This window comes from Paraburkholderia sp. MM5477-R1 (assembly GCF_050436385.1).
Taxonomy (GTDB): domain Bacteria; phylum Pseudomonadota; class Gammaproteobacteria; order Burkholderiales; family Burkholderiaceae; genus Paraburkholderia; species Paraburkholderia tuberum.
Map to the genome: position 1 here is coordinate 880,158 of NZ_JBNDMC010000003.1, position 12,743 is coordinate 892,900.

Below are 12,743 nucleotides of genomic sequence, written 5' to 3' on the forward strand. Positions count from 1 at the left end.
TATCGGCTCCTGGTGGTATCAACAGCCCAAATAATCAATACCTATTTAATACCAGTTGGTGTCTCGCCGCGGTGGAGTGGCTTTGTAAATAAGGGTCGTGCCGATATAGTGCGCTGTACCGACCATAAAAAGTCCCGGGGAGCCGCCCTTGACAGATTCCGAGGCGCTGCGGCGCGCTCAGGCCGTCCGCCATTTCAATCGCTTCTATACCCAATGCATCGGTGCCCTGCACGAGCATCTGGCTCGAAGCGAGTTCTCGCTGACGGAAGTGCGCGTGCTGCACGAGCTATCGCGCGCCCGCGCGCAGACCGCGTCGGTGCTCGGGCGCGCGCTCGGGCTCGATAGCGGCTATCTGAGCCGCCTGCTGACCAGTTTCGAGCGACGCGAGCTGATCACGCGCCGTCCATCCGACACCGACGCACGCCAGTCGCTGATCGCGCTCACCGAGCACGGCCACGCGATCTACGCGCCGCTCGACGCCGCCGCCATCCATGAAGCACTCGGCCTGCTCGACAGACTCAGCGCGCTATCGCAGGAGCAGTTGATCGCCGCGATGAAGCTGATCGAGCGCCTGCTCGGCGACAAGCCGAAGCACGAGCTCGTGGTGCTGCGTCAGCCGCGCGCCGGCGAATGTGGCTGGCTCGTGCATCGTCAGGCGCAGTGGTTCGCCGCGCAGTACGGCTGGGATCACACGTTCGAGGGCTTGCTCGCGCGCGTCGTCGCCGAGTACGCGCAGCGCAATGATCCGCTGCGCGAGAAGTGCTGGATCGCCGAACAGGAGGGTCTGGTGGTCGGCTCGGTTTGCCTCGTCGGGGTCTCGACGACGGTCGCGGGCGTGCGCCTGCTGTGGGTCGAACCGGACGTGCGGAAGCTCGGCATCGGCACGCAATTGCTCAGCGAATGCGTGCGCTTCGCGCGGCGCGCGGGCTACACGAAGCTCACGCTGACTACCGCGAGCGCATTGGCGGAGCCACGGCGGCTTTGCGAGCGCGCTGGGTTCGAGTTGGCCGGCAGCGCCGCGCAGTGCCGCTTCGGCCAGGATCTGATAATCGAAAGATGGGAGCTGGAGCTATAAAAAAAAAAAAAAGCACGCGCCTGTACGGCGCGTGCCTTTCCTGATGCCATGCGGCTGCGCTTGCGATCGCGCTGAACGCGTCGCTTAGAACGACGGCACCGTCGAACCCTTGAACTGCGTCTTGATGAACTGGCGCACGTCTTCCGACTGATACGCCGCGACCAGCTTCTTCACCCATGGCTGATCCTTGTCCTTCGCGCGCACGGCGATCAGGTTCGCGTACGGGCTGTGGATGTCTTCGAGCGCGATCGCGTCCTTGGTTGGCTGCAGGCCGGCGGCCAGCGCGAAGTTCGTATTGATGACGGCTGCGTCGACGTCGGCGAGCGAACGCGGCAGTTGCGCGGCGTCGAGCTCGACGAACCTGATCTTCTTCGGATTGTCGACGACATCGAGCGGCGTCGCGTTGTTGCCGCCCGTGGCCGCGCCGTCCTTCAGCTTGATCAGCCCTTGCGCCTGCAGCAACAGCAGCGCGCGATTTTCGTTCGACGGATCGTTCGGCACCGCGACCTTCGCGCCCTGCGGCAGGTCCTTCAACGACTTCAGCTTCTTCGAGTACGCGCCGAGCGGCGAGATGTACGTGAGGCCCGCGTTGACGAGCTTGTAGCCGCGCTGCTTGATCTGGCTATCGAGGTACGGCTGGTGCTGGAAGCTGTTGGCGTCGAGGTCGCCCGCGTCGAGCGCGGCGTTCGGCTGGATGTAGTCGTTGAACTCGACGACCTTCACGTTCAGGCCTTCGCGCTTCGCGACCTTGGTGACGACTTCCCAGATCTGCGCGTCCGGGCCGCCGATCGTGCCGACCTTGATGACCTTGTCGTCGGCGTGCGCGCCGAAGCTGGTCAGGATCGCCGCACCGGCGACGACTGCGGTGAGGGCTTTGAGGATATTTCTGCGCTGCATGTGATTCTCGCTGTTGCGGTTCGACGTTTGAGTCGATGGCTCCGATCGATGTCGGAGTCGGATGAAATGGGCGGCGCTCCGGTTCGTGCTGGCGCGCCGTCGGCCAAGCCCAAAATTGTTTCATATGGGCGGCAAGTTGGGAAATACCCTTACCGCATATGGTTATGCGGAGCGCAAGCGCAATGGCTAGCGCAACGCAAAACCCGCGGCTGACCGATAATCCAGAGCCGTAGCCGCGCTCGGCCCACTCACCCGCCCCTGAGAACGACCATGTACGTGATCAACCTGATCTACACCGCCCCGCTCGATCGTATCGACGACGCGCTCGACGCGCATCGCGCGTTTCTCGCGGAGCAGTTCGACGCGGGCATCTTCGTCGCGGCCGGGCCGAAAGTGCCGCGCGACGGCGGCATCATCCTCGCGGTTCGTATCGAGCGCGACAGGCTGGATCGCATTCTCGCGAGCGATCCGTTCGCCCTGCAACAGCTCGCGCGCTACGAGGTGACGGAGTTCAAGACGACGCGTCTCGCGCCGGGGCTGAATTTGCCGATTCCGGCCTGAGCGCGAGTTGCGAAGAGGGGAGGGATGCGGGGAGGCGTGAGCGGCGCCGCTTTAAAAAGCCGCCTGCGATGCGATGCGCGTCAATCAAGCAGCAGCTTGAGGTCATGCACCCATGGTGTCGCGCCTTGGCCATCGCGCGCGAACAGACGCAGCTTGCCGTCCGTGTCGAACACATAGCTCGCGGCCGTGTGGTCCATCGTGTAGCTGTCGGGCGTCTTGCCCGGGACCTTCGCGTAGTACACGCGGAAGTCTTTCGCGACCTTCGCGAGCTGCTCTTCGCTGGCGGGACGCAAGCCCACGAAGCTCGGATTGAACGCCGGCACGTATTGCGCGAGCAACTGCGGCGTATCGCGCTCGGGGTCGACCGTGACGAACAGCACCTGCACGCGCTTCGCGTCCTCCGGACCGAGTTGCTGTAACGCCTGTGACAGCTCGGCCATCGTCGTCGGGCAGACGTCCGGGCAATGCGTATAGCCGAAGAACAGCACGACGACCTTGCCTTTGTAGTCGGCAAGCGTGCGGATCTTGCCGGACGTGTCGGGCAACGAGAAATCGCTGGCGAATTGCGTATTGCCGGTGATGTCGAGATTCGTAAAAGCCGGCGGCTGCTTGCCGCAACCCGTCACCAGCAGTGTGCCGCCCAGCGTCGCGCCGAGCGCGCAAGCCATCACAGCGGCGCGCGCAATGCGCGCAAAGCGATTGTTGAGCATGGTGTTACGCGCCTATCACGACGCGCGCGTAGTGGTCGATCAGCAGCGCGGCGAACAGCAGCGACAGATAGACGATCGAATAACGGAAGGTTTTGCGCGCGAGCTCGTCCGAATACTCCCGGTAGATCTTCCACGCATAAGCGAGAAACACGGCGCCGAGCAGCACCGCCGACGCGAGATACACGACGCCGCTCATGCCGGAGATGAACGGCATCAGCGTGACCGCGAACAGGATGATCGTGTAGAGAAGGATATGCAGGCGCGTGTACTTTTCGCCGTGCGTGTTCGGCAGCATCGGCAGGCCGGCGTTTTCGTAGTCCTTGCGGCGATACAGCGCGAGCGCCCAGAAATGCGGCGGGGTCCACACGAAGATGATCAGCACGAGGATCCACGCGTCGGCGGGCACGTGGCCCGTTACCGCGGCCCAGCCGAGCGCGGGCGGCATCGCGCCCGACGCGCCGCCGATCACGATGTTCTGCGGCGTGGCTGGCTTCAGCAGCAGCGTATAGATAACCGCATAACCGACGAACGTGGCGAGCGTGAGCCACATGGTCAGCGCATTGGCGAACGTGTACAGCGTCCACATGCCGAGGCCGCCGAGCACGGCCGAGAACAGCAGGATCTGCGGGGTGGTGATTTCGCCGCGCGCGGACGGACGCCACGACGTGCGGCGCATTTTGGCGTCGATCTGCTGCTCGACGAGGCAGTTGATCGCGAACGCGGCGCCGGCCAGCAGCCAGATGCCGACGGTGCCGCCGATCAGTACGGTCCATGGCACCATGCCCGGCGTGGACAGGAACATGCCGATGACCGCGCAGAACACCGCAAGCTGCGTAACACGCGGCTTGGTCAGTGCGAGATATTGGGAGACCCGGCTGCCGGGCGTTTGGGAGAGTGTTGTGCTGTCCATGTGAGTCACGCTGGCGCGGCTTCGCGCGCAGGGAGCGCGGCACGGCCGGGACGGCTATAAGCGACCCGAAAGTTTAACATAACGAGCAGCAGGAGCAGGATCGCGGCCCCGCCGTTATGGGCGACCGCAATCGGTAACGGCCATTGCAGCACGATGTTCGACAAGCCGGTGACGAACTGGATCAGCACCACCAGCAGCACGCCGTTGGCGGGTCGCCGCAGTGACTCGAAGCGGCGCATCTTCAACGCGAACCACACCAGATAGGCGATCACAGCGAACGCGAACGTGCGATGCGTCCAGTGAATCGCGACCAGCGCATCCTGCGTGATCATGTCTCCGTCGCCGGTCATGCCGAGCGCGCGCCACAGGTGGAAGCCGTGCGCGAAGTCCATCGGCGGAATCCATTGGCCGTTGCAGGTCGGGAAGTCGGTGCACGCGAGCACCGCGTAGTTCGTGCTGACCCAGCCACCGAGCGCGATTTGCAGTACCAGCAGCGCGAGACCCGCGAGCGCGGCCACGCGCCAGCGCGCGGCCTCGGGCTCGTAGGCCGGCAGTGGCGTCAAGCGCGCCGCGAGCCAGCCGAGCGTGCCGAGCAGCGCCAGGCCGAGCAGCAGATGCGTGGTCACGATGATCGGCTGCAGCCTCATGGTCACGGTCCACGCGCCGAACACGCCCTGCACGACGATCAGCAGCAGCAGCGAAGTCGGCCACCACGGCGACACATGCAGCGGACGACGCTTGATACGCGCCGTCCAGGCAATGATCGTCTGCGCGATGATCAGCACGCCGATCGCCATCGCGAAGTAGCGATGGATCATTTCGATCCACGCCTTCGTCATGCTGACGGGGCCGCTCGGCATCGCCTGATAGGCCGCGGAGATCGCCGCGTGCGCGATGAACGGCGACGACGTGCCGTAGCAGCCGGGCCAATCCGGGCAGCCGAGGCCCGAATCGGTGAGGCGCGTGAAGCCGCCGAACATCACGAGATCGAGCGTCAGGAAGGTGGTGAGCCAGACCAGCTTGCGGAATTTGTTGTCGTCGGCCTTGACCCACACGTAGGACAACGGCAGCAACGCGATACACAAGCCGATCAGGCCCAGTTGCAATACGAACATCTCATTTACCCAGGTTGCGGCGTCAGCCGATGGTCGACCATTTGAGCAGCTTGGTCAGGTCGCCTTTGATCTTGCTCGGGTTCGCGTCTTTCGGAAAACGCATCATCAGATTGCCGTTCGGATCGACCAGATAGATGTGGTCGGTGATCCGCGTGCCAGTGTCGGCGGGCAGCCACGCGGCGACCTGCGCCGGATCGGCGATCAGCATGTCGGTGTTGGGGTAGGCGGTTTGTATCACGTCCGCGACCTTGTCTGCATCGGTGCGCAGCCACACTTCCATGACGCGCTCGCGTTCCGGGCCCTGAGCTGCGCGGATTTGTCGCATGAAGTAGAGCTTCGTCACGCAGGCTTGGTCGCACGCGCTATTGTCCACCGAGATCATGAGCCAGCGGCCATGCAGCGAGGCGAGCTTCAGCGGCTTGCCGTCCGCGCCGGTGACCATGAGCGAGTCCGGGATCGGCCGTTGCGGCTCGATCAGCGCGCCGTAGTTCGTGCTGCCGCCGGTCGGCTTCACGACGAAGTACATGAAGTACGAGATCGCGATCGGCGCCGCGCAGATCACCGCGAGCAGCAGCAGCACCCAGCGGCCGCGCCGCCACGAGCCCGGGCCGTTCGGTTGGCCGGGCATCGCTTTGGCCGCGGCGGGTTTGCCGCTGGATTTGCCAGCTTCCGGCGAACGGGGAGTTTGAGTCGACACTACAGAACCTCTTTCAATGTTTGGACGGCGGCGAGCCGTGCCTTGCGTTCCTCACGCGCCCGGCGCGTGCTCTTTTTTGCCCGCGCGGCGCGCCGCATACAGACCGAAGGCGAGCGCGGCGGCGGCCATGCCCCACCACTGCAGCATGTAGCCGTAGTTGCGCTCGACGCCGGTGGTCGGTGCGGGCCAGTCGCGCACCAGGCCGTCGGGGGCATCGCCGGTCTGCTGGATCACGAACGATTGCAGCGGCAGCCCGGTCTCCGCGGCGTACGAGCCGACATCGAGATTCTGCCGGATCAGGCGATGCGCGGCCGATCCACCCTCGCCGAGCTCGAACGCGCGCGACGCGTCGGCACGCGCAATCCCTTCGATCTCGACCTCGCCCGGCGGCGTCGTGTACGGCGCGATGGTCTCGCGATTGCTCAGGTTGCGCGGCAGCCAGCCGCGATTGACGAGCACGTAGCCGCCGTCGGCGAGTTTAAAAGGCATCACGACGTAAAAGCCCGGCTGATCGTTATGCGGACGATTATCGAGGTACACGACCTTGTCCGTGACGAAACTGCCGCGCGCTTTCACGCGATGAAACTCGACGTCCTTCAGCGCGAGCGGCGCCGCGCTGACCGGCAACGCGGGCGCGTTCTCGAACTGCGTGATGCGCGCCTCGAGCGCTTCCTTCTGATGCGCGCGATCGCGCTGCCAGAAACCGAGCCGCATCGTCACGACGACGACCAGCAGGATCAGCAGCGCGGGAATCAGGCGAAACTTCATTGCGGGCGCTCCGGCATCGCGCTCAGGGCCGCCGGGAACCTGCGGCAGACGCCCGCTCGCGGTGCGATAATGAATGTCTTGCCACTGCGCTTTCCGGTTTCAGTTGGTTCCATGCACATTATCGTTCCCATCGCCTTTGCTCTCATCATCGCCAGCATGGTGTCGGCGCTGTATTTCATGATGCACGACAAAGGCAAGACCAAGCGGATGGTCTGGTCACTCGCCACGCGGGTGGGCCTGTCGATCTCGCTGTTCCTGTTCATCCTGTTCGCACACTGGATGGGCTGGATTCAGTCGACTGGGATTCCGTACGGGCGCTGACGCTCGCGGATAGGTCGCCGCCGCATCCCTTCAGCGGCAAATTTTCCTCGCCGCCAAACAAAACGCCGCCCTGAGAGGTCGAGGGCGGCGCTGCATTCAGCCTTGCATACTGCTCGTGCGCGCCGCCTGAACGGCGTTGCGCGCACGGATCTGGCCGCATTACAGCCAGTACACGACGACGTACAGCCCGAGCCACACGACGTCGACGAAGTGCCAGTACCAGGCCGCGCCTTCGAACGCGAAGTGATGTTCCGGCGTGAAGTGGCCGCGAATCAGGCGCACCAGCACAACGGAGAGCATCGTGCCGCCGAGGAACACGTGAAAGCCGTGGAAGCCAGTCAGCAGGAAGAACGTCGAACCGTAGATGCCCGAAGCCAGCGTCAGGTTCAGCTCGTTGTACGCGTGGAAGTATTCGAAGCCCTGCAGGAACAGGAAGCTCACGCCCAGCACGATTGTCGCCGCGAGCCACGCAATCGCCTTCTTGCGATGGTTGTCGCGCAGCGCATGGTGCGACACCGTCAGCGTCGCACCCGACGACAGCAGCAGCGCCGTGTTGATGGTCGGCACCGGCCACGGCTGCATCGACTTGTAGGTGCCCACGAGTTCGGCCGGGCCGTTGTTCGGCCACACCGCCGTGAAATCCGGCCAGATCAGTTTGTAGTCGAGGCTGCCGAGTTGATGCAGCGCGATTTCGCGGGCATAGAACAGCGCGCCGAAGAATGCGCCGAAGAACATCACTTCGGAGAATATGAACCAGCTCATGCTCCAGCGGTACGACCGGTCGACGTTCTTGCCGTACATGCCGCCTTCCGACTCGGCGATCGCGTCGCCGAACCAATGCCACAGCGTAAAGAGCAGCCACAGCAGACCGATGAGCACGCCAAGCGGCGCCCAGGTATGGTCGTTGATCCAGGCCGCAAGCGATCCGAGCATGACCAGCAACCCCGTAGCGGCGCTGATCGGATGCCGCGACGGATGCGGTACGAAATAGTACGGGCTCTCGTTTTGACCGCTCATTCTTGATTCTCCACTTCAGTCCAGTTGTTCCGGAATCTCCGGCTGTATCTTCGGCGGCGCGTCGATACCGCACCGCTTCTCTCTAATTCGTGGGCTCTTCTCTGCTGTGCTGTGCCCTGCTACTGCCTCAACCGACCACGAGGTGCACGACCAGAATCAGCACCCCGATCAGAACCGCCGCGCCGATCAGCGCCGCCACGATCACATGCAGCGGGTTCAGTTGCGTCGCGTCCGCCTCGAGATCGCGGCGCTTGCGCACGCCGAAAAACGACCAGAACACCGCGCGCATCGATTGACCGAAACTGCTCTTGCGCGGACTGCCGCCGTTATCGTTCATCTCGCTTCGTTTTCCTTCGTTCGTCCGCGGCTCGCGCCGTCAAATCTGCTTCAGGCCGGCTTCGCGGGAGTGGCTGCCGCGCTGGTCACTGCATCGTTCACTGCATTCGCCTTCGGCGCCGCATCATCCGCGCTAGCCGCCGCCGGCGTGTTCAACTCGAAAAACGTGTACGACAGCGTGATCGTCTTCACGTCCTTCGGCAACTTCGGGTCGACGACGAACACCACCGGCATCCGCTTCGTCTCGTTCGCGTTCAACGTCTGCTGCGTGAAGCAGAAACACTCGATCTTCCTGAAGTACTCGGTCGCCTGCTTCGGCGCGTAGCTCGGAATGGCCTGCGCACGGATAGTGCGCGACTGCTTGTTGCTGACGTCGTACATGACCGTCGTTATTTCGCCCGGATGCACGTCGAGACTGCGCTGCTCCGGCTTGAAACCCAACAGGCCCCGCGCGTTCGCATCGAATTCGATCGAAATCGTGCGGCTCATGTCGACCTGCGTATTCTTCGCCTCGCGCGCTGAAACGTCGCGCTGCACGAGGTTGTTCACGCCGGTGATCTGGCAGATCGCGCGATACATCGGCACCAGCGCGAAACCGAAACCGAACATCATCAACGCGACGACGAACAGCTTGATCAGCATCGAACGGTTGAAAGAGCGGTCGGCCTCGGCCGGCGGTTGCGTCGACATCTGAATCCTCAACAAACCTGCATACGGACTGCGAATGCGGCGTTAGCTGAACCAGCACTGCTTCAGAATCGCGCTCGCGAAAAACACCGCGGCGATCGCGAACATCACCAACCCTATCCGCCTGTTGCCCGCGCGAATCTGCTCCGGCGTACGTCTTTCCTGTGGATTGCGCGTCATGCTCGACTTTCCGAGTACGGTTCTTGACTGGCGAGGCCGCCGCGCGAAGCGCCGGAGTCCGGTGGCGGCATGTCGCGCCGCCGGAACCCGGCACCTCGCCGGGATAGGCTTACTCGACGGTCGGCGGATGCTCGAACGTGTGGAACGGAGCCGGGCTCGGCACGGTCCACTCGAGGCCCGTTGCGCCGTCCCACGGCTTGTCGCCCGCCTCGACGAGCTCACCACCGCCACGGTAGGCCGGCAGCGCCACCGCGAACAGGAAGTACACCTGTGACAGACCAAAGCCGAACGCGCCGATCGAGATCACCTGGTTCCAGTCGGTGAACTGCGCCGGGTAGTCGGCATAACGACGCGGCATGCCAGCGAGACCGACGAAGTGCATCGGCAGGAACGCGAGGTTGAAGAAGAACATCGACGCCCAGAAGTGGATCTTGCCGCGCGTTTCGTTGTACATCCAGCCGGTCCACTTCGGCGACCAGTAGTACCAGCCGGCGAACAGCGCGAACAGCGACCCCGCCACCAGCACGTAGTGGAAGTGCGCGACCACGAAATAAGTGCCGTGATACTGGATGTCGAGCGGCGCCATGGCGAGCATCAGACCCGACAGGCCACCGAACGTGAACACGATCAGGAAGCCGACCGCGAACAGCATCGGCGTTTCGAACGACAGCGAACCGCGCCACATCGTCGCGACCCAGTTGAACACCTTCACGCCGGTCGGCACCGCGATCAGCATCGTCGCGTACATGAAGAACAGCTGCCCCGTGACCGGCATGCCGGTCACGAACATGTGGTGCGCCCAGACCATGAACGACAGGATCGCGATCGATGCCGTTGCGTACACCATCGAGCTATAGCCGAACAGCGGCTTGCGCGAGAACGCCGGGATCACCTGCGAGACGATCCCGAACGCCGGCAAGATCATGATGTACACCTCGGGGTGCCCGAAGAACCAGAAGATGTGCTGGTACATGACCGGGTCGCCGCCGCCTGCCGCATTGAAGAACGACGTGCCGAAGTGACGGTCGAACAGCACCATCGTGATCGCGCCCGCCAGAACTGGCATCACGGCGATCAGCAGGTACGCGGTGATCAGCCAGGTCCAGACGAACATCGGCATCTTCATCAGCGTGAGGCCCGGCGCGCGCATGTTCAGGATCGTCACGACGATGTTGATACCGCCCATGATCGACGACGCACCCATCAGGTGGAGCGCGAAAATCGCGAAGTCCATGCCTGGACCCATCTGCGTGGAGAGCGGCGTGTACAGCGTCCAGCCCGCGGCGGTCGCGCCGCCCGGTGCGAAGAACGAGCCGACCAGCAGCACAGCGGCGACCGGCAGCAGCCAGAAGCTGAAGTTGTTCATCCGCGCGAAAGCCATGTCCGATGCGCCGATCTGCAGCGGCACCATCCAGTTCGCGAAGCCGACGAACGCCGGCATGATCGCGCCGAACACCATGATCAGCCCGTGCATGGTGGTCAACTGGTTGAAGAACTCGGGACGCATGATCTGCAGACCCGGCTCGAACAGCTCGGCACGGATCATCAGCGCCATCACGCCCCCGGACAGGAACATGGTGAACGAGAAGATCAGATACAGCGTACCGATGTCCTTGTGGTTGGTTGCGAACAGCCAACGACGCCAGCCATGCGGCGTTTCGTGGGCATGGTCGCCGTGCACGTGCTCGTGGCCCGCGACTACATCGTGTCCGATGCTAGACATGACAATCTCCTAAAGCGAATTCTGCGGTGCTGACCATGAACACGTCAGGCTGCCGGGCTGATCTGAACGCGCCGGGCTTCCTTCGCGTCGGTGCCGCCGGTGATCGTTTCCGGCTTCTTCAAAATAATATGATCGTCGGCAATGCCGGATGCTTTCAGCGCGTCGCGAACGGCTTCGGCACGACTCTTCGCGAGCTTCGCGTTGACGTCGGCGGAGCCGGTTGCGTCGGTGAAGCCCGACAGCGTGAATTTCGCGTCCGGATGCGCCTTCGCGTAGGCCGCGGCCGCGTCGACCGCCGCTTTCGCGTCGGCCGGCAGCGTGCTCTTGCCGGTCTCGAAGTAGATGCTCGCCGGCAGCGCGGCCTCTGTGTTCGAAGCCGCCGCGCCAGCCTCGTTGCCCGATGCGGCCGATGCGGACGCCGCTTCTGCGCCCGACGCTGCTTGCGCGCCCGATGCCGCAACGGCGCCGCTCGCGGCAGCACCGGCGTTGGCCAGATGATCGCCGCCTTCCGGCAGCTTGCCGTTGCGCGCGTCGGCGACCTGCTTCGGCTGCAGGATGTCGCCCGTGTGGTTGCCCCACGAGTTACGTTCGTACGTGATCACCGCGGCGATTTCGACGTCGTCCAGCGTCGGCGCCCACGAAGGCATCGCGTTCTTGCCCTTCAACACGAGACTCACGTGCTGCCCGATCGGACCGTTGGCGATCTTGCTGCCGTCGAGCGCCGGGAATGCGCCCGCGCCCTTGCCGGTCGGCTGGTGGCAGACCGCGCAGTTCGACGCGTAGACCTTGCCGCCGCGTTCCATCAGCTCGGCCATCGTGTAGGTCTTGTTCGGATCGTCCTGGCCGGCGGCCATTTTCTTCTTCTCCTCGTCGACCCACTTCGCGTAGTCGTCGGCAGACAGCACCTCGACGACGACCGGCATGAACGCGTGTTCCTTGCCGCACAGTTCGGTACAGAAGCCGCGGAACGTACCGGTGCGGTTGGCCTTGAACCACGTGTCGCGCACGAAGCCGGGAATCGCGTCCTGCTTGACGCCGAAGGCCGGCACGTACCAGGAGTGGACCACGTCGTTCGCGGTGGTGATGATGCGGATTTTCTTGTCGACCGGCACCACGAGCGGGTTGTCGACTTCCTGCAGATACAGCGTGGAGATCGGCTCACGGCCCTCGGTTTGCGCGCGCGGCGTGGCGAGCGTGGACAGGAAGCCGATGCCCTCGCCCGGACCCTTCACGTAGTCGTAGCCCCACTTCCACTGGTAGCCGGTGACCTTGATCGTGAGGTCGGCGTTCGAGGTGTCCTTCATCGCGACGACGGCCTTGGTGGCGGGCAGCGCCATCAGCACGACGATGACGAACGGCACGATTGTCCAGATGATTTCGACGGTGGTGCTTTCGTGGAAATTGGCTGCGTTGTGGCCTTTCGATTTGCGGTGCGCGAAGATCGAATAGAACATCACGCCGAACACACCGATGAAGATCACGGTGCACAGTCCCAGCATGAACATGTGGAGGCTGAACAGCTCCTCAGCGATTCTCGTTGCAGGCGGCTGGAGATTGATCGCGTTGACGGCAGGGCCGCCCGGAGCATCGCCCACTGCCAGGGCGGCACCGGCGAAAAGCAGTCCGCTCGTCGCCAGCACGCTCATGAGCGCTCGCTTGATTGTTTTCATAGCTTCCTTACCCAAATTTTCCATTCAAACCCCTCGACCCCGCTGGCAGCGTGTCGCGCCCCCTTGAACGCCGCGC

Annotated in this window: 15 protein-coding genes; 3 read left to right on the top strand and 12 right to left on the bottom strand. The window is 63.7% G+C overall.

Annotated features, from left to right (window positions below; all coding sequences use genetic code 11):
• Positions 1–148 precede the first annotated feature (148 nt).
• Complete coding sequence (locus OKW35_RS07330) at positions 149–1,075, top strand: bifunctional helix-turn-helix transcriptional regulator/GNAT family N-acetyltransferase (protein ID WP_429551581.1); 927 nt, start codon at positions 149–151, stop codon at positions 1,073–1,075.
• Positions 1,076–1,159: 84 nt separating this feature from the next.
• Here OKW35_RS07330 and OKW35_RS07335 read toward each other — a convergent pair whose 3' ends face one another.
• Positions 1,160–1,972, bottom strand: coding sequence for a MetQ/NlpA family ABC transporter substrate-binding protein (locus OKW35_RS07335; protein ID WP_429356550.1), 813 nt, complete (start codon positions 1,970–1,972; stop codon positions 1,160–1,162).
• A 270-nt stretch (positions 1,973–2,242) separates the two neighbouring features.
• Between OKW35_RS07335 and OKW35_RS07340 the strand changes: the two genes are divergently transcribed.
• Positions 2,243–2,533 (top strand): YciI family protein, encoded by a 291-nt coding sequence (locus tag OKW35_RS07340; protein WP_429551582.1) that lies wholly within the window; start codon positions 2,243–2,245, stop codon positions 2,531–2,533.
• Positions 2,534–2,613: 80 nt separating this feature from the next.
• Here OKW35_RS07340 and OKW35_RS07345 read toward each other — a convergent pair whose 3' ends face one another.
• From OKW35_RS07345 to OKW35_RS07365, 5 genes are read right to left on the bottom strand one after another with little or no spacing between them, the layout of a single operon-like run.
• Positions 2,614–3,243, bottom strand: coding sequence for an SCO family protein (locus tag OKW35_RS07345; protein ID WP_429551583.1), 630 nt, complete (start codon positions 3,241–3,243; stop codon positions 2,614–2,616).
• Positions 3,244–3,247: 4 nt separating this feature from the next.
• Positions 3,248–4,153: a heme o synthase gene (gene cyoE, locus OKW35_RS07350; protein ID WP_090802898.1), complete on the bottom strand. Its 906-nt coding sequence runs from the start codon at positions 4,151–4,153 to the stop codon at positions 3,248–3,250.
• Between the two features lie 5 nt (positions 4,154–4,158).
• Positions 4,159–5,268, bottom strand: a complete 1,110-nt coding sequence (locus OKW35_RS07355; protein WP_184062530.1) for a COX15/CtaA family protein — start codon at positions 5,266–5,268, stop codon at positions 4,159–4,161.
• A 22-nt stretch (positions 5,269–5,290) separates the two neighbouring features.
• Positions 5,291–5,965 carry an SCO family protein gene (locus tag OKW35_RS07360; RefSeq protein WP_184066991.1) on the bottom strand — a complete coding sequence of 225 codons (675 nt, stop codon included), beginning with the start codon at positions 5,963–5,965 and terminating at the stop codon, positions 5,291–5,293.
• A gap of 51 nt (positions 5,966–6,016) precedes the next feature.
• Positions 6,017–6,733, bottom strand: coding sequence for an SURF1 family protein (locus OKW35_RS07365; RefSeq protein ID WP_429356548.1), 717 nt, complete (start codon positions 6,731–6,733; stop codon positions 6,017–6,019).
• 111 nt (positions 6,734–6,844) lie between these two features.
• Between OKW35_RS07365 and OKW35_RS07370 the strand changes: the two genes are divergently transcribed.
• A complete protein-coding gene (locus OKW35_RS07370) occupies positions 6,845–7,054 on the top strand; it encodes a twin transmembrane helix small protein (RefSeq protein WP_008921867.1) in 210 nt (69 codons plus the stop codon).
• Between the two features lie 159 nt (positions 7,055–7,213).
• On the opposite strand, the gene OKW35_RS07375 is transcribed toward OKW35_RS07370, so the two are convergent.
• The 6 genes from OKW35_RS07375 to coxB form a co-directional block, all read right to left on the bottom strand.
• Entirely contained in the window at positions 7,214–8,071 is an 858-nt protein-coding gene (locus OKW35_RS07375) for a cytochrome c oxidase subunit 3 (RefSeq protein WP_184054018.1), read from the bottom strand.
• A 127-nt stretch (positions 8,072–8,198) separates the two neighbouring features.
• The gene (locus tag OKW35_RS07380) at positions 8,199–8,408 is read right to left on the bottom strand and encodes a DUF2970 domain-containing protein (RefSeq protein ID WP_184062536.1); all 210 of its coding nucleotides are present in this window, start codon (positions 8,406–8,408) and stop codon (positions 8,199–8,201) included.
• 50 nt (positions 8,409–8,458) lie between these two features.
• The gene (locus tag OKW35_RS07385) at positions 8,459–9,097 is read right to left on the bottom strand and encodes a cytochrome c oxidase assembly protein (protein ID WP_429356547.1); all 639 of its coding nucleotides are present in this window, start codon (positions 9,095–9,097) and stop codon (positions 8,459–8,461) included.
• Positions 9,098–9,139: 42 nt separating this feature from the next.
• The gene (locus tag OKW35_RS07390) at positions 9,140–9,274 is read right to left on the bottom strand and encodes a cytochrome oxidase small assembly protein (RefSeq protein ID WP_018419308.1); all 135 of its coding nucleotides are present in this window, start codon (positions 9,272–9,274) and stop codon (positions 9,140–9,142) included.
• 109 nt (positions 9,275–9,383) lie between these two features.
• A complete protein-coding gene (gene ctaD / locus OKW35_RS07395; RefSeq protein ID WP_184062540.1) occupies positions 9,384–10,997 on the bottom strand; it encodes a cytochrome c oxidase subunit I in 1,614 nt (537 codons plus the stop codon).
• A 44-nt stretch (positions 10,998–11,041) separates the two neighbouring features.
• Positions 11,042–12,691, bottom strand: coding sequence for a cytochrome c oxidase subunit II (gene coxB, locus OKW35_RS07400; RefSeq protein ID WP_429551584.1), 1,650 nt, complete (start codon positions 12,689–12,691; stop codon positions 11,042–11,044).
• Between the last annotated feature and the right edge of the window lie 52 nt (positions 12,692–12,743).

Excerpts from the sequence above, each read along its gene's own strand:
- OKW35_RS07335 (WP_429356550.1), bottom strand. The coding sequence starts at position 1,972 with ATGCAGCGCAGAAATATCCTCAAAGCCCTCACCGCAGTCGTCGCCGGT.
- OKW35_RS07340 (WP_429551582.1), top strand. The coding sequence starts at position 2,243 with ATGTACGTGATCAACCTGATCTACACCGCCCCGCTCGATCGTATCGAC.
- OKW35_RS07345 (WP_429551583.1), bottom strand. The coding sequence starts at position 3,243 with ATGCTCAACAATCGCTTTGCGCGCATTGCGCGCGCCGCTGTGATGGCT.
- cyoE (WP_090802898.1), bottom strand. The coding sequence starts at position 4,153 with ATGGACAGCACAACACTCTCCCAAACGCCCGGCAGCCGGGTCTCCCAA.
- OKW35_RS07355 (WP_184062530.1), bottom strand. The coding sequence starts at position 5,268 with ATGTTCGTATTGCAACTGGGCCTGATCGGCTTGTGTATCGCGTTGCTG.
- OKW35_RS07365 (WP_429356548.1), bottom strand. The coding sequence starts at position 6,733 with ATGAAGTTTCGCCTGATTCCCGCGCTGCTGATCCTGCTGGTCGTCGTC.
- OKW35_RS07370 (WP_008921867.1), top strand. The coding sequence starts at position 6,845 with ATGCACATTATCGTTCCCATCGCCTTTGCTCTCATCATCGCCAGCATG.
- OKW35_RS07375 (WP_184054018.1), bottom strand. The coding sequence starts at position 8,071 with ATGAGCGGTCAAAACGAGAGCCCGTACTATTTCGTACCGCATCCGTCG.
- OKW35_RS07380 (WP_184062536.1), bottom strand. The coding sequence starts at position 8,408 with ATGAACGATAACGGCGGCAGTCCGCGCAAGAGCAGTTTCGGTCAATCG.
- OKW35_RS07385 (WP_429356547.1), bottom strand. The coding sequence starts at position 9,097 with ATGTCGACGCAACCGCCGGCCGAGGCCGACCGCTCTTTCAACCGTTCG.
- OKW35_RS07390 (WP_018419308.1), bottom strand. The coding sequence starts at position 9,274 with ATGACGCGCAATCCACAGGAAAGACGTACGCCGGAGCAGATTCGCGCG.
- ctaD (WP_184062540.1), bottom strand. The coding sequence starts at position 10,997 with ATGTCTAGCATCGGACACGATGTAGTCGCGGGCCACGAGCACGTGCAC.
- coxB (WP_429551584.1), bottom strand. The coding sequence starts at position 12,691 with ATGGAAAATTTGGGTAAGGAAGCTATGAAAACAATCAAGCGAGCGCTC.